The organism is Listeria sp. ILCC796, from assembly GCF_900186175.1.
Classification (GTDB): domain Bacteria; phylum Bacillota; class Bacilli; order Lactobacillales; family Listeriaceae; genus Listeria; species Listeria goaensis.
The window spans coordinates 54670-78457 of record NZ_FYBV01000011.1 but is presented as its reverse complement, the minus strand read 5'-3'; the positions used below and the strand labels follow the sequence as shown (position 1 = coordinate 78457).

Below are 23788 nucleotides of genomic sequence, written 5' to 3'. Positions count from 1 at the left end.
TATGTTATCCATTTTAAAAGAAAAATTTTTAAGTAAAGATGCAAAAGTTGCCATCGTGGGGCTTGGTTATGTGGGATTGCCACTTGCAATGGCTTTCTCTAGGAAAGGCTTCCAAACAATTGGGTTTGACATTAGCGAAAACAAAATTAATACCTTGCAAAAAGGTGAGTCTGATATTGCAGATATCAGTGATGAGGTGCTTAGAAAAGAATTGGCAAGCAATTTTAGTGTGACAAATGATGCCATAGCAATTAGTGCCGCGGATGCCATCATCATCTGTGTTCCTACGCCATTAACTGAAACAATGGAACCAGATATGAGTTACATTACAAATTCAATGGAAATTATTAAAGCACATGCCAAAAAAGGAGTCTTAGTATCGCTTGAAAGCACAACTTATCCAGGAACCACAAGAGAATTTATTTGCAAAACAATGGTAGATTGCGGCTTTGTTTTGGGAAAAGACTTCTTCGCTAGTTATTCCCCTGAACGTGTTGATCCAGGTAATAAAAAATATGACACATTAAACACACCTAAAGTAGTTGGTGGTGTGGACGAACCTTCAAAAGAACTTGGAGAAATCTTATATAGTCAAGTTATTGAGACGGTAGTTCCTGTTAACTCAGCGGAAGTTGCTGAAATGAGTAAGCTTCTTGAGAATACTTTCCGAAGTATCAATATTGCTTTTATTAATGAAATGGCTCTCTTAGCTGAAAAAATGGATATAGATATTTGGGAAACAATTGAGGCAGCTAGCAGTAAACCATTTGGTTTCATGAAGTTTACTCCTGGTCCTGGTATTGGAGGACATTGTATCCCTCTTGATCCTATGTATTTATCTTGGAAGGCTAAATCAAAAAATTTCTATAGTCGTTTTATCGAATTAGCTCATGAGACAAACCATCTAATGCCTGAAAAAATGGTAGAGCATGCTGCTGTTGCTTTAAATAAACACCAAAAAGCTATTAATGGGTCACGTATATTACTTGTTGGTATGGCTTACAAGGAAAATAGTAATGATTTGCGTGAATCTCCTGGATTGCATATTTACGAGGAGTTAAAAAAACAAGGTGCTCAAGTAGACTTTTGTGATCCTGAAGCGCCAGCTTTTCAAGATGTAAATGGAGACATCAAACATTCAATTAACCTAGAATATGGCACTTTTAATAACTACGATTTGGTTGTCTTATTAACCGGGCATAACATTTTTGATATGGAAGCCATTGGACAAAACAGTAGATTAATATTAGATACGAAGAATCTATTGAAAGATGGATTCGAAAATAAGAAAGTATCTTATGGAAAAATGGAAGAAAGAAAGTATTTGACCTATGAAAAATAAAAAGGTGCTGTTTTTTGTCACTGAATTTCCAACGTTATCAGAAACCTTTATTTTAAATCAAATAACAGGAGCAATTGATTTAGGCTGTGAGGTGCAAATTTTAGCCCTGAAACAGGGGAACATAGAGAAAGTGCATGCTGATGTCCAGAATTATAAATTACTAGAAAAAGTGACGTATTTGAATATTCCGAGCTCCAAAAAGGAACGGTTGAAACTAACTTTAAAAGGGATATTTACTAAACCTGCCATTGCTTTAAAAGGTTTAAACCGAAAAAGATACGGTAAAATTGTTTGGACGCTCGCACCGACTATATGCATGCAAAAAGTTCGTGCTTCAGCAGACTTAATTGTGTCCCATTACGGGAACGTCGGACTCATTGCGAGTATATTGCAAGACACCGGTTTTTTGAAGGGAGAGCAGGTGACGTTTTTCCATGGCTACGATTTAACCCGTACAATAAATCAAAAAGGTAAACAGTATTATAAATTCTTGTTCAAAACAAATACAAAATTATTACCCATAAGCATTTACTGGCGGCAACAGCTAATTAAGTTGGGCGCAAATAAAGAAAAAATTCAAGTACATCATATGGGAATTGATACTAAAACATTTGATTTTTATCCAGCAGTAGAAACTTATTCGGATGTTCGTTTGTTAATTGTTGCACGCCTTACACCTAAGAAAGGTATAGCAGATGCTATTAAAACAGTAAAAATTTTAAAAGCAAAAGGTATGGATGTTGTACTGAATATTTTAGGAGATGGCGATGAACGATTTGTATTAAAAGAGTTAGCTGAGAAATTAGATGTTATGGAGAATGTTAGATTTCATGGATTTAAGGAACAAAAGGCGGTCAAAGAGATGTTCATGCACAGTGATATTTTTCTTTTACCAAGCATTACAGCACCTGATGGCGATATGGAAGGGATACCTGTTTCGTTAATGGAAGCGATGGCACAGGGTAAACCAGTCATTTCAACAGTTCATAGCGGAATACCGGAACTCATTGATGATAAGAAATCAGGGTTCTTAGTTCCTGAAAATAGTCCTGAAGAAATTGCGAATGCTATTATTTGCTACACTGAACTTGATGAGCAAAAGAAATTAGATATGCTTACTGAGGCAAGAAAAAAAGTTGAAACTGAATTTAATATTCACATGTTAAATGAAAAACTATTTTAAAAATATGAGGTGGAAAATGGATAATTTATCACAGAAAGAGCAATTAGATATTTTAAACCAATACTTCCTATCAACCGCTGAAGCGATGGAGATATTAGCTATATCTAGACAAAGTTTTTATTCGCTTATAAATAGAAATAAAATTACAAAGATAAAAAAAGGTGGGGCAGTATTGTTTTTTAGAGATGAAATTTTAGGGAGAGCTGAGAATCAAGTTATACTCAGGAAAAAATATCGCCCTTATGACCGTAAATATTAATCAAGGAGGAGTTATTATGCAAAACACTATCTTAGTAACAGGTGGAGCAGGATTTATTGGAAGCCATTTAGTTCAAGAGTTAGTTAAAGAAAACAAAGTTGTTGTAGTGGATAATTTAAGCACAGGAAAGCTCGAAAATTTACCAAGTGAAGCTGTTTTTTGGGAAGGGGACGTATGTGATCTTCAGACTATCGAAATCTTATTTGAACAATACACTTTTGACTATGTCTATCATCTAGCTGCTATTGCAAGTGTGGCAGAAACAGTCAATCGTCCAATATCTTCTCATTATGTTAATACAGACAGTACAATTTTCTTATTAGAAGCATGTCGAAATCAAGAGGAACCAATCAAAAAATTTGTATTTGCCTCTTCGGCAGCAGTGTACGGGGCAGAACCTACTTTACCTAAAACAGAAACATCGGCCATTGATCCATTAACGCCATATGGCATAGATAAATATAGTTCGGAAAAATATGCCGTATCGTATGGGAAATTATTCAATCTCAATGTATCTGTAGCTAGATTCTTTAATGTCTATGGTCCTAGGCAAAATCCAAGCTCCCCTTATTCAGGTGTATTATCTATAATGGCGAATACAGCTATGCAACTAAAAGAAGGAGTGAAGACGAATTTTAATGTATATGGAGACGGGGAACAAGTTAGAGATTTTGTTTATGTAAAAGATGTTGTACAAGGGTTGAGACTTCTTGGGGAGAAAGAAAGTAGTAATGGTGAAGTATTCAATATTGCTTCTGGCGAAAAATATACATTAAATGAAGTTTTAGAAGTGTTTGAGAAACTGATTCATGTTGAAATTCCAAGAGAATATTATCCTGCTAGAAATGGTGATATTAAGTACTCTTTTGCCACGATTGCCAAGATTAAAACTTTAGGGTATGTACCTAAGTTCAGTATTCTACAAGGTTTGGAAGCATACTTGGATACAGAATTAAGTGTCTTAGTGTAATTAATCAGAAATGAGAATATCTTAAAAGCAATCAAATGGAGGAGAAATTTTTGAAGAAACATATATATTTTCTTGATTCTTTGAGGGGAATAGCAGCAGTAACAGTTGTCTTAGCACATTTTGCAGAAACCTATAGTACAAATCCGATTTTCAAAGAATTATTTGAACCGCTTGGAAGGAGTGCGGTGATTCTATTTTTTGTCTTAAGTGGAATCGCATTAAGTTTAAGTTTAGAAAAAATGAATGAGCTAAGATTTAGGACTTATTTTTCATATCTAATCAAACGATTTTGTAGAATTTACATCCCGTTTTTTGTCATTATTTTATTAGCAGAGGTTATTTTTGCAATCCTTCAACCAGAAGGGATTAGTGGTCTATCGGCTTGGTTCAATAATGTTGGGAGCCGGTACAATGATATGCATACAGTAGTTTCCAACTTATTGATGCTGGGACAAGATGTGGATAAAATTGATCCAGTTATTTGGTCGCTTATCATTGAGTTGCGAATTTCTATTATTTTTCCAGTGCTATACATTTTTGTGAAGAGAAATAATATTTATGTATCAATGGTGGCACTATTTGCCTCATTCTTTATAGGGCTAGCTCTTCTCATGTTGCTAAATTCTAAATTATTAATTGGAGCGACGGTATTTAATGTAGGATTCTTTATTGCTGGAATTTTATTAAGCTTACATTGGCAAAATATAATGGCGTTTAGTGCAAGAGTTAAAATTTTTCTTTTGAGTTTAGCAATAATCCTCTACTTGCATGTTAGCATATTTAATTTGCTCGGGGTTACACAGAAACAGGCTATTTCTGATGTTGTGATAGGAGTTGCTTGCGTTACAATTTTACTTCTATGTTATCAAACGGAGAGGGCGCAAAAGTATCTGGAGAACAAAGTCTTTTTATGGTTAGGAAAAATATCGTTTAGTGTATATCTAGTACATTGTGTAGTGTTCATACCAGCTATCTATATATTGACTTCTTTCGGAGTATCAATAGGGTTCATACAATTAATTAGCGTGCCATTTATTCTAGGAGTGGCGACTATTTATTATCAGCTTATTGAAAAGCAGTCCATTCATATAGGACGTTATTTGAGTAACAATCTGAAATCAGGTAAAGAAGAATATGTAGTTCATAATGGATAGCAAAAAAGGCAGCTTTGAGTGATATGCCCGCTAAGATTAGACTCTTAGGGGCATATCATTCGTAAGCAATGCCTTTTTTACTGCATCAAATTATTCGTTGCGTCTTTCACGACAACGTCATGGGCGCCGCCTTCTACGATGGAAGTCGCCGAAACGAGCGTGATTTTAGCTTTTTGCTGAAGTTCGGGAATGTTTAGGGCGCCGCAATTGCACATGGTTGAGCGGACTTTGTTCAAACTGATTTCCACGTTGTCTTTTAGCGAGCCGGCATACGGCACGTAGGAGTCTACGCCTTCTTCAAAGGACAATTTTTTGTCGCCACCCATGTCATAACGTTGCCAGTTGCGCGCGCGGTTAGCGCCTTCGCCCCAGTATTCTTTCATGTAGGTGCCGTTTAAATTGACTTTGTTAGTTGGGCTTTCATCAAAACGAGAGAAGTAGCGGCCTAGCATGATGAAGTCGGCACCCATCGCGAGCGCGAGCGTCATGTGGTAATCGTAAACGATGCCGCCGTCAGAACAAATCGGAATGTAAATGCCGGTTTCCTCGAAATATTCGTCGCGCGCTTTGGCTACATCGATTACCGCGGTTGCTTGGCCGCGGCCAATGCCTTTTTGTTCGCGCGTAATGCAGATGGAGCCGCCGCCCACACCGACTTTGACAAAATCGGCGCCAGCTTCTGCGAGAAATCTGAAGCCGTCACGGTCAACGACATTTCCAGCGCCCACTTTTACGGAATCGCCGTATTTGTCGCGGATAAAATCAAGCGTCAGTTTTTGCCATTCGGAGAAACCTTCCGAAGAATCGATACATAAAATGTCGGCGCCAGCTTCTACTAGAGCGGGCACTCTTTCCTCATAGTCGCGCGTATTAATCCCCGCACCGACCACATAACGCTTGTTTTCATCCAAAAGTTCTAGTGTATTTTCTTTGTTCGAGTCATAATCTTTGCGGAAAACGAAGTAGGCGAGGTGATTCGTTTCATCTACGAGTGGAAGGGCGTTCAGCTTGTTATCCCAAATGATGTTGTTTGCTTCTTTCAAACTCGTCGTGTGGCTTGCCGTAATTAATTTTTCAAACGGCGTCATGAAATCGCGTACGAGCTCCGTTTTGTCCATGCGCGTTACGCGGTAATCGCGGCTTGTGACAACGCCTAGTAGCTTCCCGTGAGCGGTGCCATCTTCTGTGACCGCCATCGTGGAGTGACCGCTTGCTTCTTTCAAATCCAAAACGTCCTGTAAAGTTTGGTCAGGGCGAATATTCGAATCGCTAATGACAAAACCAGCTTTGTGATTTTTGACGCGCGATACCATGCGAGCCTCACTTTCAATGGATTGTGAACCGTATATAAACGAAACGCCACCTTCTTTAGCGAGAGCAATCCCCATGTTGTCGTCTGAAACAGCTTGCATGATTGCCGAAACGAGCGGAATATTCATCGTAATCGCAGAAGTTTCTCCGCGCTTGAATTTCACAATCGGAGTCTTCAAACTCACTTCTTTCGGCACACACTCCTTAGAGGAATAGCCAGGGACAAGCAAAAATTCACTAAATGTACGAGATGGTTCGTTAAAATAAAATGCCAATGCGAACACTCCTTTAAATGATATTATAAAATACTTTAATTATTTCAAGAAGTGGGTGGAAAGTCAACGCCTAAAATAGATTTAATCAAAATGAAATGTTTTTTCCAATTGTTCGCGCAGAAAATTAAAAGAAATGCCCGCTCGGGGCATTTCTTTTAATTCGCCACTTTCACGAATTTATAACTATACGGTGATCCGAAAGCGTGTTTTTGAACGCCAGTAATCTTTTTGTTTTGCAAAACCGCCGTTTGATGTTGATAAAGAGGGAGAATGGCCGCGTCCTCGTCTAAAAGTACTTTCTCCGAAGCCACAAAAGCATTCCAGCGTTTTAACGGTTCATTCGCCAGTTCCGCATCCGTCGAACGCACAAGTTTATCATATTTCTCGCTATGGTAACTCATCGAATTGTTGTAGTAATCCGATAAAAACAAACTGCTGTACGTCCATGGGTCTTTAAAATCGGGCATCCAAGCGGCTAGAGATAAATCGTAATCGCCTGTACGCGTGAGTTCTGACGCAGCTTTTGCTGGCATCGTTTTTACTTGAATCGTAAGACCAGGCAGGCTCGTTTCAAGCTGGTCTTTCAAGAATGCAAAAATCGTTTTTGTTGTATCTTGGTCATCGCCAAGCAGCTCCAGCGTAATTTTATCCGTCCCAAGCTCAGCCTGCGCCTTCTTAAAGTAGGTTTTCGCACTCGCTAGGTCATACACTAAATGGTCTCCGCTATCCGTTCTAAAATCGGCGCCCGTTTCTGGGTTTTGGACAAAATCTTTCGGCATCAAGCCATTTGCAGGGAATGAACCATCGCCGAGGACATCATTTGTGAGCAGTTCCTTGTTGATGGCTAGGTTAAGCGCGTGCCGCAAATTGTTATTCGCAAGCGGAGTCGCTTTGCCGTCGCGCTTTTGATTGAGCTTCAAATAGCTAATGAGCGCATCTTTTTCGCTAACAAAATCGTCGCGGTCTTTAAATTGCTTCGCATATTCACCAGAAAGTGGCGCGCGATCAGCGCTATTCGTTTCATACAAATTTACCCCAGCATTAATATCTTTCGCCACATTCACGTGAATTTCATCGACCGCCACGTTTTTCTTATCCCAGTAATGGTCATTTTTCGCGTAAGTCCAGCTTTTGCTCGTGTTCCCGTCCCACTCCTTCATTACAAAAGGCCCGTTGTAGAGCGTATGCGCCGCATCAGTTCCGTATTTATCACCCGTTTTTTCAACAAAAGATTCTTTTTGGGGGAAAAATGTCTCAAATGAGAGAAGTGAAATAAAATAAGGAACCGGCTTTTTAAGCTTTATTTGCAAAGTGTGGTCGTCCACCGCAGTAGCTGCCAGTTCTGTTGGCGCAAGCTTCCCGTCATTGATTTCTGCCGCGTTTAATATCGAGTCTTTAAAAAGCGCGGCGTACCCGGGAGCCGTTTTTGGATCAACTGCGCGCTGCCACGCGTAAACAAAATCGCGCGCCGTAATGACTGACCCGTCTGACCATTTCGCATCGTCTTTTAGTTTAATCGTATAAGTCATTTGGTCGTCGCTAATTTCTGGCATTTCAGCTGCCACGCCTGGTACAAAATTATCTTTTTCATCCAATGTATATAAACCTTCAAAAACTTGATTTTGTGCGGTAAAACTCGTAAAGTCTTCTTCGTTTGTCGTATTTAGCGTCAAAAGTTCACTTGTTTCAAGAAAATTGACTTTTTTAGTCGCTGTTTCATTCGCCGAACTATTTCCGCAAGCTGCAAGCACCAAAAATGATAAAATCGAAAAAATGGCAATCCCTTTTTTTATGTGAAGCATGCGTGACCCTCCTATTTTCATATGGTTTATTAATTATAAGTATTCCGACAAGATAAGTCAACATTAGTTTCTTGAAAATGAATTTGTTTTTGTGAGAACATACATTCTATGGTATTCTGTAATAGAGTGAGGGGTGACGATGATGGAAACAGTAAGGATATCTGTTCGAAAGCTTGTTGAATTTCTGTTGAAATCAGGAAGCATTGACAGTCGTGGTATGGGCGCTGAACGCGCACAACTTGGAACAAAAGTACATCAAGAGCTGCAAAACAGTGCGGGCGAAAACTATCAAAAAGAAGTGCCACTTCAAATCGAATATGTGTATCAAGATATCCTTTTTAAAGTTGATGGCCGAGCTGACGGGATTATTGCTGAGTCAACAATTGATGAAATCAAGTCAACCTACACGCCGTTTGGGGAAATTGCAGAAGATGGTCAGGAAGTTCATTGGGCGCAGTTGATATGCTACGGTTATTTTTATGCGAAACAAGAAGAAAAAGCAACTCTCACTTTACAATTAACCTATTATCATTTAGATGAAAAACAAGTAACGCGTTTTGAACGCACGATGAGTTTTGCGGAAATGGAAGCCTTTTTTCAAGATTTAATCGCCGAATACGCGGTTTGGGCGAAACTTCGCCTTGATTTTGAAGCCAAAAGAAACGCTTCGCTACAAAAATTGCAATTTCCTTTTGAAAAATATCGTAAAGGTCAGCGTGAACTTTCCATTGCGGTCTACCGGACAATTAGCAATCAGGATAAATTGTTTTGCGAAGCTCCAACTGGAATTGGTAAAACGATGTCCACTATTTTCCCAACTTTAAAAGCAATGGGCGAGAAAAAGGTGGATAAAATTTTTTATTTAACAGCTAAAACAATTACGCGCCAAGTGGCAGAAGATGCCGTGGAAGGTTTAAGAAGGCAAGACATAAATTTGCGTACTGTCACGATTACAGCAAAAGATAAAATTTGCTTTTTAGATGAACGCCGCTGTGAACCAGCTTTTTGCCAATATGCTAATGGCTATTACAGCCGCGTAAATGATGCCATGATGGACCTCGTGCGAAATGAGCAAACTATTTCCCGGGAAATAATTGAAAAATATGGGCGCAAACATGTCGTTTGCCCGTTTGAATTATCATTAGATATCGCCATCTTTTGTGATATGATTATTTGTGACTACAACTATTTGTTTGATCCAACAGTATATTTAAGACGTTTCTTCTTAGAAAACAAAGGAAACTATGCGTTTTTGATTGATGAGGCACATAATTTAGTGGAACGTGCAAAAACCATGTATTCAGCGGAACTTTCCAAACAGCTCATTTTAAATGTGAAAAAAAGTTTATCCAAATCAGATAAAGCAATTTATACGGCGGTAAACGAATTAAATCGCGATCTCATTCAATTTCGCAAGCTGTGTGATGAAAAAACGCGTATTTTTATTCAAAAAGAACCCGCGACCGAATTTAATCAACATGTCAGTGATTTTGTGGACGCTACTAAAGAATGGCTACCTATGAATGCCGCAGCAAACAATTATGACGAAGTATTAGAATTGTTTTTTGAAGCAACACATTATCTGAAAATGACGGAGTTTTACGCTGAAAATTACAATACACTAATAGAAACTAGCCGAGATACGCGCATTAAGCAAATTTGTATTGATCCCGCAGAAATTTTACGTGGAAAAATGGATTTAGGTGTTGCCAGCATTTTGTTTTCTGGGACGTTAAATCCGTTGGGGTACTACAGTGACGTGCTTGGCGGGGAAGAAGACACAACCAAATTGACGTTTCCATCTCCTTTTTCACCCCAAAAATTAAAAATCATCTCCCCGACATTTGTTCGCACGCGCTACCATGTTCGGGCATCTAGCTACGAGCGGATTGTGGATTGCATCGCGGCGCTTCGTAAGGCAAAAGCAGGGAATTATATGATGTTTTTCCCGTCCTATGCTTATATGGAGGCTGTTTATGAAGCGTTTATCGCGCGCTTTCCTGATGTTGCGGTAATCAAACAAGCCACAAATATGGCTGAAATGGAGCGAGAAACCTTTTTAGCGGAGTTTCAAGAACAGCGCGAAATGCTAGGATTTGCGATATTAGGCGGAATTTTTTCAGAAGGTGTGGATTTAAAAGGCGCGCGTTTAATCGGCGTCGGCGTTGTCGGAGTTGGCCTCGCGCAACCGTCTGAAGAGCAAAACCTCGTGCGAGACTACTACCAAATGAAGTTGAACCAAGGCTTCTATTACGCCTATCAAATCCCCGGATTAAATAAAGTCCTTCAAGCGGCAGGGCGCGTCATTAGAAGTGAAGGGGACAAAGGTGTCGTGCTCCTACTTGATGACCGCTTTCAAGAAGCCAGATACCGAAAGGAATTCCCGGCCCACTGGCAGCATATTTGTTTTGCCACAAATCAAAATCAGTTGGAAAATGAACTAACCCATTTTTGGAAAAAACAGGAGGAAAATCATGATTAAATTAGTCGCAATCGACATTGATGGAACACTTTTAAATGATGAGCATGAAATAACAGAAGGCGTCAAAAAGGCGATTTTAGCTTTACGTGAAAAGAAGGTCAAAGTAGTTTTATGTACAGGTCGCCCGCTTTCTGGAATTGAAAAAAGCCTGAAAGAACTTGATTTGTTCCATTCAGGCGATGTAGCCATTACAATGAATGGCGCTGTTACGCTAGCGACCGAAACGCGTGAAGTCATTGTGGAAACAACACTTGAAAAAGCTGATTTGCAGCGTATCTTTTATTTTTGCGCCCCGTTTCAAGCGCATGTCACCTATTTTGATACGACTAACATGTATGTGCCGCATGAAGAAATTTCGATTTTAACTTGCCAAGATTCGCTACTCCTAAATACGGCACTTTACTACCAACCCGTTGAAAAGGCGGCAAACGACATTCAAATCCCTAAAATTATGTTACTCGACGAACCCGAAAAAATCGTTGAAGTGATGCAAAACTTACCAGCGGAGTTGAAAAACGATTATTATATCGTGCGCAGTGTCCCTTACAACCTCGAATTTCTTCATAAAAATGTTAGTAAAGGCGAGGCACTAAAAGCACTTTCGGCTAAACTTGGTATAGATGCGCGTGAAGTTTTATGTCTCGGCGATGCTGAAAATGATATCACGATGATGGAATTTGCCGGAACCGCTGTAGCGATGGGGAATGCCACACAACATGTTAAACAATTAGCGACATTCGTTACAAAATCCAACAATGAAGATGGCGTTCGGCACGCACTAGAAAAATTCATTTAAACGCACATTTTGGTTAGTGCAAATCATTTAGTATACTTGTATCTTTTAGGCAATTGCCCTTTAAACGAGGTGGATTTAATCATGAGTTTTTTTATCGGGGTAAAAGTATTGGAGTCTTCACGCAAGAAAATGGATTTCGGTGCAATGCCATTTTTCTGACGTGTAGTGATTGTGTTTTTATAGAAGGTAGCAGAATCAATGGTTGATCTGCCTTTAAACGCGAACAGTTTTTGGTAGGTTGCCAGATTTTGCAGAATGATTTTGTTATTTGTAAACGAAAAAGTTTTCACATTTCCAAAAGGGAACACATCAAAATTGCTCGGTGCAGTGTCAAGATTGAACGAATTATCGCGAATATATAGCCTTGTAACAAGTGCTCGCTCTCGTCCTGGACGCCACGTAATGGCACTAGGGCGACTTTTTTTAGTAGCCAGATTTGTGACAACAGAATTGTAAGCAAAGTCTATTGATTGCACGCTATTGTCAACGGCCAAAAATTTATTCCGAACATTCGTCGCCTGATTACTTTTGATGTTAAACGTGCCGCCTGAAATAACAATGCCCTCATCTGCCGAGTTTAGGAAAACGTTGCTATAAATGTCTGCTCGTCCAATAGTAAGCAAATAAAGCGCGTTATCAACAATTTGTTCAAAGCGATTTCCCTTTATAAGAAAAGAATTGACACCAGTACTCATCGCAACAACCGCCTGATTCACCTTGTAAAATTTGTTGTTCAAAAGCTTAAATTGATTACTAGAATTGCCTTGAATGGTTACCGAGCGGTTCAAGTCACCATCTCGATTTGAATATTCAAAACCATTGTTAATAAAATTGTTTCGCTCTATCGTTACATTTTTGGAGTTCTCAAGTAAAACCGAACTATCCGTTTTATAATACCCATATTTTTTTGAATAGCCCGTAAATGTATTGTTAGATAAATTTAAGTTTTGGACTTTCGAGAAATAAAGGCTACCTCGACCTCGTTTAGCCAAATCAAACGTAATATTTTTAATCGTAATATTTTGTTTGCCAGTTGCATATGAGATGAGGTAAGGCGTTTTATTTCGTCCCGTCCCGTTAAAATTTGCTTTAATTTCAGAACCAGCAGCATGCCCAATCAAATTCACTTGCACGTTCGTGATGGGTTTGTCCACCGTATACACAGCCTCTTTTTTACTTTTTAAATAAATCGTTCCCGTTTTCCCTGTTATAACAGATTCAAGTGGAATGGTTGACCTCGCGAACGCATTTTTGCTTGGAAATGCCGCAAAAATACAAATCGTCAGAAGACTGACAAGGAAGATCGTGACATAGAAAATCCCGTTTTTTCTCACTGAAAGCTCCTCCTTCTTTCGAATTTGAATGTGAACTATCCAACACATTCTTTAAACCATACCCGTTTTTAGGAAAGCTAGTTTAAGCGTTTTTTGAATGAAAGGCGCTGTTCTCAGGCGATTACCGCGATTTAGTAGAGCTTGTAAGGAGGATTTAAGCGAAATGAAAAAACCATGAAACATTTGCTCCATGATTTTTAAACCTTATCTTTTAGAACTTCCTTTAGCGAATGATAGGCAGGAATGTCGACGCTTTGGTTAAGCTGTATCATTTGCTGCGCCATTTTTGGGGTGATGCCTGATAAAACGAGCTCGATGCCAAGTAGTTTTAAAACGCTAGCTAGGTTAAACAGCATTTTGACGAGTGTAGATTCGAAAGTGGTGATGGCCGATAAATCGATGCATAAGTAATCAACATTTAGCTGGCTACAACGCGTTGTTGTGGTTTCCATCAACTGTTCAGCACGTTCATGGTCGACGCGGCCAACTAAAGGTAAGATGGCGATATGGTCGGTAATGGAAATAATCGGCGTGCTAATTTCTGCAATTAAATGTTGTTGCGCGTTTAGGTGTTGCATGATTTGTGTGAAATATAAGTCGGTGAATTGTTCGTTAATCGCATCAAAGGCAAAGTTTATCGATTGAATTGCTTCTGAGTATTGCGCTTTCGAAATCGAATCGGTGGCAATCGCAAATTTTCCCGTCCATTTTAGAAATTGATACCGCAGTTTATCCAACGTCATAAGCACTTCGGGTAGTGGAACTTCGTTTTCCATGCGACGCTTGTACATGTGGTCGAGCCATTTTGTAAGCGAATTTTCGAATTGGCTTTTATCCGGATTAAAAAAATCAATAATCAAATTGGCAGTTTGTTTACTATCTGCGCGTAATTCCTCTTTGTAAAGCGGTTCGTACACGAAACTTGTGTACGGTTTTTTCATGGAGTAGATGGAATCAAGCCAGTCGGAAATCATATCAGCAGTGTGCGTGCGCAAAAAATCAATAATTCCTTTTTGCGATTCTTGCATAGGTGATGCCCCCTTTGAATAGCCGCTTTTCTTCTTCCTTATTCTATTCCGAAAATAGTGTCTTGTCTATCGTATTTGGGAAAAATTTAACTTTTTTTAGGAAAATAAAAAAATCACGCGAATTTTTGTCTGTCATGTTATAATAGGAAAGAATGAACTTGAAAGGGAGTTTTTTGTGGGACTACAAGAGGAATTACGCACTTTGCAGCCTGTTGTTATGGATCTTTTTACGCAATCAGTAGCCTCTAACCGCTTGTCGCATGGCTACTTATTTGCTGGGGCAAGAGGCACTGGAAAAAAACAAATGGCGCTTTGGCTCGCAAAAAGTTTATTTTGTTTAGAGCAGACAAAAGAGTCACTTGTTTGCGGGAAATGTGTCAATTGTACCCGAATCGAAAATCATAACCATCCAGACGTTCACTTTTTAAAACCTGACGGATTAAGCATTAAAATCGACCAAGTTCGTGAGCTGAAAATGGAGCTTACGAAACGAGGTATGGAATCCGACAAGAAAGTACTTATTATTGAAGAAGCCGATAAAATGACGCTTCAATCGGCAAACAGTCTTCTTAAATTTATTGAAGAACCAGAGCCGGGCATGCTCCTTTTATTTTTAACCGAAAATCAAAGCCAAATTTTACCGACAATTGCTTCGCGTTTGCAGCCCGTCCAATTTAAAGAATTGAACTTTAATCAGCTGGTCGAGCGACTTGTTGCTACGGGAATTGCGGAACAGAAAGCACGAATATACGCAAGTTTAACCGGAAGTATCGACGAAGCCATGCACTTTGAAGAAGATGAATTTTTCGCAGATGCAAGAAGTGCCGCCGTAAAATTATATGAAGGTTTGTATCATTCGGGCCCAAATCCACTTATTTTTATTCAGGAAACATGGATGCCGTTATTTAAGGAAAAAGAGAATCTTAAAATCGGGCTAGATTTGTTCATGCTTCTGCTCCGGGATGTGCTACATATGGCGCTTTCTCCGGAATATCAACTGATTTGTGTGGGACAAAAAGACATGCTGAAAAACGATGCACTTAAATTTTCGTTAACGAAAATTACCCGTGATATCGAACTAATTTTGAGTTCTAAAACAAAACTGGATTCAAATATGAATCCGCAACTTTTAATGGAGCAACTTGTATTAAAAGTTCAGGGAGGTCATTCAATTGATTAAAATTGTTGGTGTCAGATTTAAAGACGCTGGTAAAATATACTATTTTTCGCCTGGCGATTTAGACATTGCTGAGGATCAGGGCGTTATTGTAGAAAATGCGCAGGGGATTGAATTTGGGCGCGCCGTCATTGAACCTAGGTTTGTCGACGAAGAAGATGTGGTCTTACCACTTAAAAATGTTGTGCGAATCGCAACGAAGGCAGACTATAAATGCGTAGCAGAAAACCGTGAATCTTGTAGTGAAGCGCTCAGTCTTTGCGCAGAAAAAATTATGGAACACAAAATTGATATGAACCTAGTCGATGTTGATTATACGTTTGACCGAAATAAAATCATTTTTTATTTTACAGCAGAAGGTCGTGTGGATTTCCGTGAGCTCGTGAAAGATCTAGCTTCCGTATTCAGAACACGTATCGAGTTGCGGCAAATTGGTGTGCGAGATGAAGCCAAATTGCTTGGCGGAATCGGACCATGTGGACGCATGCTTTGTTGTTCCACTTTCCTAGGTGATTTCGAACCCGTATCAATTAAAATGGCGAAAGACCAAAATTTATCGCTTAACCCTACAAAAATTTCAGGTTTATGTGGACGCTTAATGTGCTGTTTGAAATATGAAAACGATGAATATGAAGTTGCAAAACGAGAAATGCCAGATGTCGGAACGGTCATCACAACGCCAGAAGGAACTGAAGCGAAAGTAACAGGCATCAACTTGTTACAACGTCTTTTGCAGGTACGCATGCCTGAAGAAGAAACGATTCTTGAATACGCATTAGATGAAATCCGTCCGTTTAACTCATTTCTAGCAAAGTCTTGAGGTGAAAATAATGGAGAAAAAAGCACTTTTTGATTCAGTAAGCAACATGGAAGAACAAATTGGTGAGCTTTATCAACAGCTTGGCGAACTCAAAACGAGCTTAGCCCAAATGATTGAAGAAAATAACCGCCTAGAATTCGAAAATGATCTTTTGCGAAAGCGCCAAGGAGAGTCGAGCGAAAAATTGCAAGACTTACATGAAAAAGGCGTCATGGCAAAAGAACGCAAAGAAGCGATGCAACAAATGATTGAACAAAACGCCGGCCACGAAAATTTAGTGAAGCTTTATAAAGAAGGTTTTCACGTCTGCAACGTTCACTTCGGCAGCCCGCGCGGCAATGACGAAGATTGCTTGTTTTGCCTATCATTATTAAATAAAAAGTAAACATGGCCTTTCTCTCGGAAAACGGGGAGAGGCCTTTTCTAAGGAGATGAAACGATTGTTAAGAGATGACGAACGACTTGATTATTTACTTGCAGAAGAAATGCGGATTATTCAGAGTCCATCTGTCTTTTCGTTTTCTCTTGACGCCGTTTTGCTAGCCCATTTTACATACATTCCCCGAAAAAAAGGCGATATCGTGGACCTTTGCAGCGGAAATGGCATTATTCCTCTCCTTCTTAGCAAGCACACGGAAGTTCCCATCACGGCTGTTGAGATTCAACCACGACTAGCCGACATGGCGCGCCGAAGTGTTTCATACAACCAATTAGCTGCCCAAATTACCATTTTAGAAGCGGATCTTCGTGAGGTCACAAAAACGCTTGGTAAGGAAAAACATCAAATTGTGACATGCAATCCGCCGTATTTCAACACGCCCCCATCTAGCAAGGTGAACGCCAATGAGCACTATAAAATTGCGCGCCATGAAGTCATGTGTACCCTTGAAGACACCGTCCGAGTGAGCGCAGAGCTTCTCAGACAAGGCGGCAAAGCAAGCTTTGTTCACCGTCCTGACCGCCTCGTTGACATCATGGATTTTATGCGCAAATATCGCTTGGAACCAAAGCGCGTGCAATTTGTTCACCCCCACCTAGACCGCGACGCCAATATGGTTCTTGTTGAAGGGATAAAGGATGCGAAATCAGGCGTGCGCTACTTGCCACCCATTTTTGTGCACGAACAAAACGGCGACTACACCCCACTTTTAAAGGAGATTCTATATGGCGAAGGCAAGTGAACATTTTTTTTACGTATTAAAATGTAACGACGACACATTCTACGGCGGCTATACGACTGATGTTTTGCGCCGCGAAGCCGAACATAATGCCGGCATTCGCTGTAAATACACCAAAACGAGGCGTCCCGTCAAGGTTATTCACACGGAGAAATTTTTAACCAGAAGCGAGGCCACCAAAGCGGAAGCTGCGTTTAAAAAGTTGTCGCGGAAGCAGAAGGAAATTTATTTGAAGGAGGGGGAAACGGGTGAAATCACAGAAGAGTTTTGAACGAGAGGCCGGCGCGCTTTATTTGGTCCCGACACCAATTGGCAACTTGGAGGATATGACTTTCCGTGCGATTCGCATGCTTAGTGACGCCGATTTAATTGCTGCGGAGGATACGCGAAACACGATTAAACTGCTTAACCATTTTGATATCCACACAAAAATGGTGAGCTACCATCAATACAGTGAGCTTGGTCGCCAAAATGAACTGGTCAAACAAATTGCAGGCGGCATGAAAATCGCGCTCGTAAGTGACGCCGGAATGCCGTCCATTTCCGATCCCGGCCACGAACTTGTTGCGGCGTGCCTTGCCGAAAATTTGACAGTCATTCCACTCCCCGGAGCAAACGCCGCTTTAACCGCACTCATCGCGTCAGGCCTTGCCCCGCAGCCGTTTTATTTCTATGGTTTCCTGCCGCGACAAAATAAAGAGCGAAAAGAAGCACTCCTTGAACTATCCGAACGCCGCGAAACATGGATTTTATACGAATCCCCACATCGCCTCAAAGAAACGCTCAAAGCGATGGCGAAAATCACGGGTGAATCGCGCAAAATCACGCTCTGTCGCGAACTCACGAAACGCTACGAAGAATTTCTCCGCGGCACAATTTCGGAAGCACTCACTTGGGCTGAAAACGAGAACGTCCGTGGCGAATTTTGTCTAATTATCGAAGGAAACGAAAATCCCACGTCAACAACCGCCGCCTGGTGGACCAACCTAACCATTAAAGCGCACGTTGAAAGTGTGATGGCACAAAATGATCTATCCTCAAAAGAAGCAATTAAAATAGTCATGAAAGAACGCGAACTCCCAAAACGTGAAGTTTATGGGGCGTATCATGAGCTGGATCAAAAGAGTGATTGATATGGACAATTTCAAAAGAGATTAGAAAACTTGCTGTCAAGCAGCAACGTAAAAATCCCCAGCAACTCTTGATTTGCTGGGGATTTGTTTTGTGTTTATCATTCATTGAGTATGGCGTGAAACGTTTTTTCTGCCGAACTTTTTGTTTGAATCACAAGTTTTTCAACATTATTTTCCAGATAAATGACTTCAATGACCCTTCCCGGTTGGATTTGGTCGAGTGCTTCATTAAACACCGTTTTTTCAACAGTAACGAGCTTTGTTGTGTGATCTTTTAGCGCTACTTCCAGGTCTAGAGAAACGGTTACTTTGGCGTCAGACATGCTGTTTAGAGGTCGCATTCCAGTTACTGTAGCATAACTTTTGACACCCTCTCTACCAATTTTAACGGCTTCCGCATCCATGAATCCTTGTTTTATCCCGAATTCTTCAAATAAATGTTGTGTTTCATCTTGTGAAAGCGTTGGGTCGCCATTTTTAGGGAGTCCGACTTTTCGCGCATCATTTGTTACAACTTGGATTGGAGCGCCAATTTGTAAGGCTGCTAATTGTGTCAGGGGAACAATGGTTGTCACCTGTCCTTGGAAATTTTCGCCAGAGCGTTTGACGACATCTAATTGGATTTCGACTTGTGGCTGTTCGTTCACGTAAGTTCCTGTTTGGGTGAAGTTGCGAATGATGCCTAATGCGGCTTCCCCGTTTTTCACCTTTGCGCTTTTGAGTCCGAAAAGGGAAAGTAGTGTGGAACAAACGATTAATGCAATACCGCCGTAAATTCCAATTTTGAATAGAGAACTTTCAACGGTGACACTTAAGTCATCGTTACTCAAAAAGAATATATAAATCATTGTTCCGACAATTGACAGAGATCCAAGTGTTGATAATAAACGAGATAATTTTTTCATTTTTATTCTCCTAACCTTCTTTTAGTAAATAGACAATTTTTTTATACATATCTGAAGACTTTTTATATTGCCTTTTTTTCTCGGCGCAAATGCCAAGGGTTTCATATAGCGGGACTAGTCGCTCGATAATCGGGTTCTCTTCAAAATACATTATGCAGGATTCTGCTTCTTCTTCCGCGAGTTGATAGTCACCGTTTGAAATAGCAAGCATCGCTTTGTAAAATCGCAATGCATAACCTTGGTCGCTATTTTTAGGAAGTTTTTCGAGTTCTTCAATCAGTATAGCAAGCCTATCGAATTGTTTTCCTAATAAGGCGATATCGGCCCTGTAGATTTTTATTAATGTAAAAAATGTTTCTTCGACTTCTGAAGAGTGTTGTAAAAACGTATTAAAACGTTCGCTTTCTGACTCAGCCTCAACCAACTTTCCTGTTTTAATAAGCATGACGATGCGATTGTTAAAAATGGTAATGAGATAAGTTCCTTTTATTGTTAAATCCAAATGAGCTACATTTTCTTCGGCTTTCGATAGACTAATCAATGCTTCCTCGGAAAAACCTAAATAAAAATAATAGTTGCTTTGTAAAACATAAAAGCTTGGGAGATGATAATTTAAGTTCTTTAGTTGAATTTTTTGCATTGCCTCATCTAAACTCTTCTTTGCCACCTCAAATTTTCTCAGTGTAAGCAGAATTTCAACTTCTATTTTTTTTACGGCAAGCCAAGGCTCGACATCTTCCGTAAGAAGTGGGAGCAGTAACTTACAATAGCTATAGGCGAGTTCAAAATCATTTTTCGACCTAAAAACTTGGATTTTATAAAAGTAAAAAGCTTTTTTTAACGGGCTTGGAAGGTCTTTGATATCGTCGTCCGAAAACTCTTTTAAATAAAAGTTTAAATAGTTTTTATGTAAAAAAGCATAATTTTTGTTATCCCCGATTGATTGATAATAACAAGCTGCCATAAGTTTAGAAGTTAATTCAATCACAAGTGGGTTGGAACAGTTCGGAAGTGTGGTGACATATGTTTCATCAATATCAATGAAAACAATCATCTGGTTTACGATATCATTTGCGCCTTGCAATATATGGTTAGATATATCTTCGGCTTTAAGCAGATAATCTGCGGGTACCTCAAGTTTTTCAGCGAATTTAGATGCTAAATCTTCAGCGAGGATATAACGCCCTTTTAAAATATTTGAAAAATGGGGTAAAGTGATTAGTCCGCTTACAAGTTCTTTTCGTGACATCCCTTTTTTGTCGAGTAAAAAATTAATTCTTTCTTTGAGCATTGTCCTCCTCCTTGTTGAGTCATTTGCTAGCGATATGTATACTTTAACATATTAAAAAACACAAATATAGTTGCTGAAAGCAATACAAAAATATTTCTTGATAGAAGCTATGAAGCGTATTTCTTTAAATTTTGTATTGTAACAATTAACTAATTAAGACAAAATATGACGAGATTCTGCTGCAAAAGCAGAATTTTTTCAAATATAAATGCAAGGTTAGGGCTGGTTTTCGTTAAATAATACACTAATATTTATCAGGAAATAGCGTATTAATCTATAATACACTTCGAGAAATTTAATTTTTAAAATTCGACGGATGAGCGGTATACAATGCCATCCGCTTTGATACACTATATTTGGCACGAAACTTGCAATACATTAAATGGATGCTCTTCGTTAAAAAGGGAGTGCATTTAGATTTTTAAGATAGACAAAAACGGAATCACACATTAAATCTGCCTAGACATTTGACTGTCTATTTTAAACAAAATATTTCACTTAGGAGGTAAAAGAATGGTAGGAATTATCCTTGCAACCCATGGAGAGTTTGCTTCTGGCGTCTTGCAATCTGGTACGATGATTTTTGGAGAGCAAGAAAATGTTCAAGCGATTACGCTGATGCCAAATGAAGGCCCTGACGATGTAAGAGCAAAGATGGAAGCTGCGATTGCAACGTTTGATAACCAAGATCAAGTATTGATTTTAGTTGATCTTTGGGGAGGCACTCCGTTTAATCAAGCGAACAACTTGTTTGAAGCGCATGCTGATTCGTGGGCAATTGTAGCCGGTCTTAACTTACCAATGCTCATCGAAGCCTTTGCATCACGCTTCACTATGGAATCTGCGCAAGAAATTGCGGCGCATATTATTGGGAGCGGCAAAGAAGGAATTCGAGTGAAACCGGAAGAACTAGAACCAGCAGAAGCTGCACCTGTAGCAGCGGAACAAGCAGCAGGCCCGATGGCACCGGGAACTGTTGTTGGAGATGGGAAAATAAAATTTGTTTTAGCACGTGTTGACTCTCGTTTGTTACACGGACAAGTGGCAACAGCTTGGACAAAATCAACGCAACCGAATCGCATCATTGTTGTATCGGATGCTGTTTCGAAAGATGATTTGCGTAAGAAGTTAATTGAACAAGCAGCACCACCAGGCGTTAAAGCAAATGTTATTCCAGTTGACAAAATGATTGAAATCTCAAAAGATACACGTTTTGGGAATACAAAAGCACTTTTATTATTTGAAAATCCAGAAGATGTGTTAAGAGCTGTTGAAGGTGGCGTAGACATTAAGGAAGTAAATGTTGGCTCTATGGCACATTCTGTCGGCAAAGTGGTAGTAAGCAAAGTACTTTCAATGGGACCAGAAGATGTGGCAGCTTTCGATAAGCTAAAAGAAAAAGGTATTAAATTCGATGTTCGTAAAGTTCCAAACGATTCTAGCGCGAACATGGAGGACATCATCAAAAAAGCAAAAGCAGAATTAAAAGGGTAAGCGAATAAATTCAAAAATAGGAGGTACATTATGACTATTATATCAATGATTTTAGTAATAATCGTTGCATTTATAGCGGGTATTGAAGGGATTCTGGATGAATTTCAATTCCATCAACCTTTAGTAGCATGTACATTAATTGGTTTAGTAACAGGGAACTTAACTGCCTGTATCATCCTCGGTGGTACGCTTCAAATGATCGCACTTGGATGGGCAAATATCGGAGCAGCGGTTGCACCGGATGCGGCACTGGCGTCAGTAGCATCAGCAATTATTTTAGTTTTAGGTGGACAAGGTGTAGCAGGTATTCCGTCCGCAATCGCAATTGCAATTCCACTTGCAGTAGCAGGTCTTTTCTTAACAATGATCGTTCGTACTTTAGCCGTTCCAATCGTTCATATGATGGATAGAGCAGCTGAAAAAGGGCATATGCGAGAAGTTGAATGGTTACACATTTCAGCAATCTGTATGCAAGGTTTACGTATCGCAATTCCAGCAGCGGCGCTATTATTTATCCCAGCAGCCACTGTACAAAATTTCCTAGAATCAATGCCAGCATGGTTAACAGATGGTATGGCAATCGGTGGGGGAATGGTAGTAGCCGTTGGTTATGCACTTGTAATCAACATGATGGCGACAAAAGAAGTATGGCCTTTCTTCGTTATTGGTTTTGTTGTAGCAGCAATTTCCGAGTTAACATTAATCGCACTAGGTGCATTAGGTGTTGCATTAGCGCTTATTTACTTACAACTTTCTAAAATGAGCGGTGGAAACTCTAACGGCGGTGGAAAAGGTAACTCAAGTGATCCGCTCGGGGATATATTAAACGACTATTAAGCCTAAAAAAGGAGGAGAATAAAAATGGCAGAAAAAGTTGAATTAACGAAACGAGACCGCCTGAAAGTAGCATGGCGCTCTACGTTTATTCAAGGTTCTTGGAACTATGAACGTATGCAAAATGGTGGCTGGGTATTCTCAATGCTTCCAGCGATTAAAAAATTATATAAATCTAAAGATGACCGTTCTGAAGCGATGAAACGTCACTTGGAATTCTTTAACACGCACCCCTACATTGCCTCACCAATTCTCGGTGTAACGCTTGCGCTAGAAGAAGAACGCGCAAACGGAGCAGAAGTTGATGATGTTGCAATTCAAGGGGTAAAAGTTGGTATGATGGGACCGCTTGCTGGCGTTGGGGATCCGGTATTCTGGTTCACACTACGTCCAATGTTAGGCGCTTTAGGTGCTTCTCTTGCTCTTAGCGGAAACATTCTTGGCCCAATTATCTTTTTCGTTGCTTGGAATATTATTCGTTGGGGCTTCATGTGGTACACACAAGAGTTTGCTTACAAAGCAGGTTCTAAAATTACTGATGACCTTTCTGGTGGACTTCTTCAAGACATTACAAAAGGTGCTTCGATACTCGGTATGTTCGTGCTCGCCGCCCTGGTACAAAGGTGGGTAAACATTCAGTTCGCGCCAATCATCTCTAAAGTTAAACTTGATGAAGGAGCTTATATTGATTGGAACCACTTGCCAGCAGGCGCTCAAGGGATTAAAACAGCTCTTGAACAACAAAATGCCGGCTTAGCACTTTCTGAAATAAAAGTTACGACGTTACAAAATAACTTAGATAGTTTAATTCCAGGACTTGCTGCCTTAGCACTTACATTCTTATGTATGTGGTTGCTTAAGAAAAAAATCAGTCCAATTATTATCATTCTTGGCTTATTCGTAGTAGGTGTAGTTGGACACGTTATCGGACTCTTCTAAAAAGGAAACAGTTAAAGTGGTTGGTTCCCGCCAACCACTTTCTGCTTAATTTTTTGGTATAATGAATGTCAAAGTAAAAAG

General features: G+C 39.8%; 22 protein-coding genes. 16 read left to right on the top strand and 6 right to left on the bottom strand.

Annotated features, from left to right (window positions below):
* Window position 1 precedes the first annotated feature (1 nt).
* Genes CFS04_RS11355 through CFS04_RS11335 form a run of 5 tightly spaced genes read left to right on the top strand, consistent with a single transcriptional unit; the run spans window position 2 to window position 4908 of the window.
* A complete protein-coding gene (locus CFS04_RS11355; protein WP_088810804.1) occupies window positions 2-1342 on the top strand; it encodes a nucleotide sugar dehydrogenase in 1341 nt (446 codons plus the stop codon).
* Window positions 1332-2525, top strand: coding sequence for a glycosyltransferase (locus tag CFS04_RS11350; protein ID WP_088810803.1), 1194 nt, complete (start codon window positions 1332-1334; stop codon window positions 2523-2525). Before CFS04_RS11355 ends, CFS04_RS11350 begins: the two co-directional genes overlap by 11 nt.
* Before the next feature lie 16 nt (window positions 2526-2541).
* Window positions 2542-2784, top strand: coding sequence for a helix-turn-helix domain-containing protein (locus CFS04_RS11345; protein WP_240310386.1), 243 nt, complete (start codon window positions 2542-2544; stop codon window positions 2782-2784).
* A gap of 16 nt (window positions 2785-2800) precedes the next feature.
* Window positions 2801-3754, top strand: a complete 954-nt coding sequence (locus CFS04_RS11340) for an NAD-dependent epimerase/dehydratase family protein (RefSeq protein ID WP_088810802.1) — start codon at window positions 2801-2803, stop codon at window positions 3752-3754.
* A 50-nt stretch (window positions 3755-3804) separates the two neighbouring features.
* On the top strand, window positions 3805-4908 hold the full coding sequence (locus tag CFS04_RS11335; RefSeq protein ID WP_159457906.1) for an acyltransferase: 1104 nt from the start codon (window positions 3805-3807) through the stop codon (window positions 4906-4908).
* 77 nt (window positions 4909-4985) lie between these two features.
* On the opposite strand, the gene CFS04_RS11330 is transcribed toward CFS04_RS11335, so the two are convergent.
* Complete coding sequence (locus CFS04_RS11330) at window positions 4986-6494, bottom strand: IMP dehydrogenase (RefSeq protein WP_088810800.1); 1509 nt, start codon at window positions 6492-6494, stop codon at window positions 4986-4988.
* Window positions 6495-6649: 155 nt separating this feature from the next.
* Window positions 6650-8296, bottom strand: coding sequence for a peptide ABC transporter substrate-binding protein (locus CFS04_RS11325; protein WP_088810799.1), 1647 nt, complete (start codon window positions 8294-8296; stop codon window positions 6650-6652).
* A gap of 142 nt (window positions 8297-8438) precedes the next feature.
* Between CFS04_RS11325 and CFS04_RS11320 the strand changes: the two genes are divergently transcribed.
* Window positions 8439-10778, top strand: coding sequence for an ATP-dependent DNA helicase (locus tag CFS04_RS11320; RefSeq protein WP_088810798.1), 2340 nt, complete (start codon window positions 8439-8441; stop codon window positions 10776-10778).
* Window positions 10771-11574, top strand: a complete 804-nt coding sequence (yidA, locus tag CFS04_RS11315; RefSeq protein ID WP_088810797.1) for a sugar-phosphatase — start codon at window positions 10771-10773, stop codon at window positions 11572-11574. The genes CFS04_RS11320 and yidA overlap by 8 nt, the downstream gene beginning before the upstream one ends.
* Before the next feature lie 23 nt (window positions 11575-11597).
* On the opposite strand, the gene CFS04_RS11310 is transcribed toward yidA, so the two are convergent.
* Together CFS04_RS11310 and CFS04_RS11305 are read right to left on the bottom strand one after the other, a co-directional pair.
* Window positions 11598-12908, bottom strand: coding sequence for a right-handed parallel beta-helix repeat-containing protein (locus CFS04_RS11310; protein WP_088810796.1), 1311 nt, complete (start codon window positions 12906-12908; stop codon window positions 11598-11600).
* Window positions 12909-13105: 197 nt separating this feature from the next.
* Window positions 13106-13936, bottom strand: a complete 831-nt coding sequence (locus tag CFS04_RS11305; RefSeq protein WP_088810795.1) for an STAS domain-containing protein — start codon at window positions 13934-13936, stop codon at window positions 13106-13108.
* A gap of 175 nt (window positions 13937-14111) precedes the next feature.
* Between CFS04_RS11305 and holB the strand changes: the two genes are divergently transcribed.
* Genes holB through rsmI form a run of 6 tightly spaced genes read left to right on the top strand, consistent with a single transcriptional unit; the run spans window position 14112 to window position 18244 of the window.
* A complete protein-coding gene (gene holB, locus CFS04_RS11300) occupies window positions 14112-15116 on the top strand; it encodes a DNA polymerase III subunit delta' (protein ID WP_088810794.1) in 1005 nt (334 codons plus the stop codon).
* A complete protein-coding gene (locus CFS04_RS11295; protein WP_088810793.1) occupies window positions 15109-15933 on the top strand; it encodes a stage 0 sporulation family protein in 825 nt (274 codons plus the stop codon). Before holB ends, CFS04_RS11295 begins: the two co-directional genes overlap by 8 nt.
* Window positions 15934-15943: 10 nt before the next feature.
* The gene (locus CFS04_RS11290; protein ID WP_088810792.1) at window positions 15944-16318 is read left to right on the top strand and encodes an initiation control protein YabA; all 375 of its coding nucleotides are present in this window, start codon (window positions 15944-15946) and stop codon (window positions 16316-16318) included.
* Window positions 16319-16364: 46 nt separating this feature from the next.
* Window positions 16365-17114, top strand: a complete 750-nt coding sequence (locus CFS04_RS11285) for a tRNA1(Val) (adenine(37)-N6)-methyltransferase (RefSeq protein WP_088810791.1) — start codon at window positions 16365-16367, stop codon at window positions 17112-17114.
* Window positions 17098-17382, top strand: a complete 285-nt coding sequence (locus CFS04_RS11280; protein ID WP_088810790.1) for a GIY-YIG nuclease family protein — start codon at window positions 17098-17100, stop codon at window positions 17380-17382. The genes CFS04_RS11285 and CFS04_RS11280 overlap by 17 nt, the downstream gene beginning before the upstream one ends.
* Entirely contained in the window at window positions 17360-18244 is an 885-nt protein-coding gene (gene rsmI, locus CFS04_RS11275; protein WP_088810789.1) for a 16S rRNA (cytidine(1402)-2'-O)-methyltransferase, read from the top strand. The genes CFS04_RS11280 and rsmI overlap by 23 nt, the downstream gene beginning before the upstream one ends.
* A 98-nt stretch (window positions 18245-18342) precedes the next feature.
* On the opposite strand, the gene CFS04_RS11270 is transcribed toward rsmI, so the two are convergent.
* Window positions 18343-19149, bottom strand: coding sequence for a hypothetical protein (locus tag CFS04_RS11270; RefSeq protein WP_088810788.1), 807 nt, complete (start codon window positions 19147-19149; stop codon window positions 18343-18345).
* 10 nt (window positions 19150-19159) lie between these two features.
* Window positions 19160-20440 (bottom strand): helix-turn-helix domain-containing protein, encoded by a 1281-nt coding sequence (locus tag CFS04_RS11265; protein WP_088810787.1) that lies wholly within the window; start codon window positions 20438-20440, stop codon window positions 19160-19162.
* A 513-nt stretch (window positions 20441-20953) separates the two neighbouring features.
* Between CFS04_RS11265 and CFS04_RS11260 the strand changes: the two genes are divergently transcribed.
* The 3 genes from CFS04_RS11260 to CFS04_RS11250 are packed head-to-tail and all read left to right on the top strand — an operon-like array spanning window position 20954 to window position 23707.
* Window positions 20954-21934: a mannose/fructose/sorbose PTS transporter subunit IIA gene (locus tag CFS04_RS11260; RefSeq protein ID WP_088810786.1), complete on the top strand. Its 981-nt coding sequence runs from the start codon at window positions 20954-20956 to the stop codon at window positions 21932-21934.
* 30 nt (window positions 21935-21964) lie between these two features.
* Window positions 21965-22771 carry a PTS mannose/fructose/sorbose transporter subunit IIC gene (locus CFS04_RS11255; protein ID WP_088810785.1) on the top strand — a complete coding sequence of 269 codons (807 nt, stop codon included), beginning with the start codon at window positions 21965-21967 and terminating at the stop codon, window positions 22769-22771.
* A gap of 24 nt (window positions 22772-22795) precedes the next feature.
* Complete coding sequence (locus tag CFS04_RS11250; RefSeq protein ID WP_088810784.1) at window positions 22796-23707, top strand: PTS system mannose/fructose/sorbose family transporter subunit IID; 912 nt, start codon at window positions 22796-22798, stop codon at window positions 23705-23707.
* The last annotated feature ends 81 nt before the right edge of the window (window positions 23708-23788 follow it).

What these genes read in the sequence shown, in the direction of transcription:
- CFS04_RS11355 (WP_088810804.1), top strand. Translation starts at nt 2, where the DNA reads ATGTTATCCATTTTAAAAGAAAAATTTTTAAGTAAAGATGCAAAAGTT.
- CFS04_RS11350 (WP_088810803.1), top strand. Translation starts at nt 1,332, where the DNA reads ATGAAAAATAAAAAGGTGCTGTTTTTTGTCACTGAATTTCCAACGTTA.
- CFS04_RS11345 (WP_240310386.1), top strand. Translation starts at nt 2,542, where the DNA reads ATGGATAATTTATCACAGAAAGAGCAATTAGATATTTTAAACCAATAC.
- CFS04_RS11340 (WP_088810802.1), top strand. Translation starts at nt 2,801, where the DNA reads ATGCAAAACACTATCTTAGTAACAGGTGGAGCAGGATTTATTGGAAGC.
- CFS04_RS11325 (WP_088810799.1), bottom strand. Translation starts at nt 8,296, where the DNA reads ATGCTTCACATAAAAAAAGGGATTGCCATTTTTTCGATTTTATCATTT.
- CFS04_RS11320 (WP_088810798.1), top strand. Translation starts at nt 8,439, where the DNA reads ATGGAAACAGTAAGGATATCTGTTCGAAAGCTTGTTGAATTTCTGTTG.
- yidA (WP_088810797.1), top strand. Translation starts at nt 10,771, where the DNA reads ATGATTAAATTAGTCGCAATCGACATTGATGGAACACTTTTAAATGAT.
- CFS04_RS11305 (WP_088810795.1), bottom strand. Translation starts at nt 13,936, where the DNA reads ATGCAAGAATCGCAAAAAGGAATTATTGATTTTTTGCGCACGCACACT.
- CFS04_RS11290 (WP_088810792.1), top strand. Translation starts at nt 15,944, where the DNA reads ATGGAGAAAAAAGCACTTTTTGATTCAGTAAGCAACATGGAAGAACAA.
- CFS04_RS11285 (WP_088810791.1), top strand. Translation starts at nt 16,365, where the DNA reads ATGAAACGATTGTTAAGAGATGACGAACGACTTGATTATTTACTTGCA.
- CFS04_RS11280 (WP_088810790.1), top strand. Translation starts at nt 17,098, where the DNA reads ATGGCGAAGGCAAGTGAACATTTTTTTTACGTATTAAAATGTAACGAC.
- CFS04_RS11270 (WP_088810788.1), bottom strand. Translation starts at nt 19,149, where the DNA reads ATGAAAAAATTATCTCGTTTATTATCAACACTTGGATCTCTGTCAATT.
- CFS04_RS11265 (WP_088810787.1), bottom strand. Translation starts at nt 20,440, where the DNA reads ATGCTCAAAGAAAGAATTAATTTTTTACTCGACAAAAAAGGGATGTCA.
- CFS04_RS11260 (WP_088810786.1), top strand. Translation starts at nt 20,954, where the DNA reads ATGGTAGGAATTATCCTTGCAACCCATGGAGAGTTTGCTTCTGGCGTC.
- CFS04_RS11255 (WP_088810785.1), top strand. Translation starts at nt 21,965, where the DNA reads ATGACTATTATATCAATGATTTTAGTAATAATCGTTGCATTTATAGCG.
- CFS04_RS11250 (WP_088810784.1), top strand. Translation starts at nt 22,796, where the DNA reads ATGGCAGAAAAAGTTGAATTAACGAAACGAGACCGCCTGAAAGTAGCA.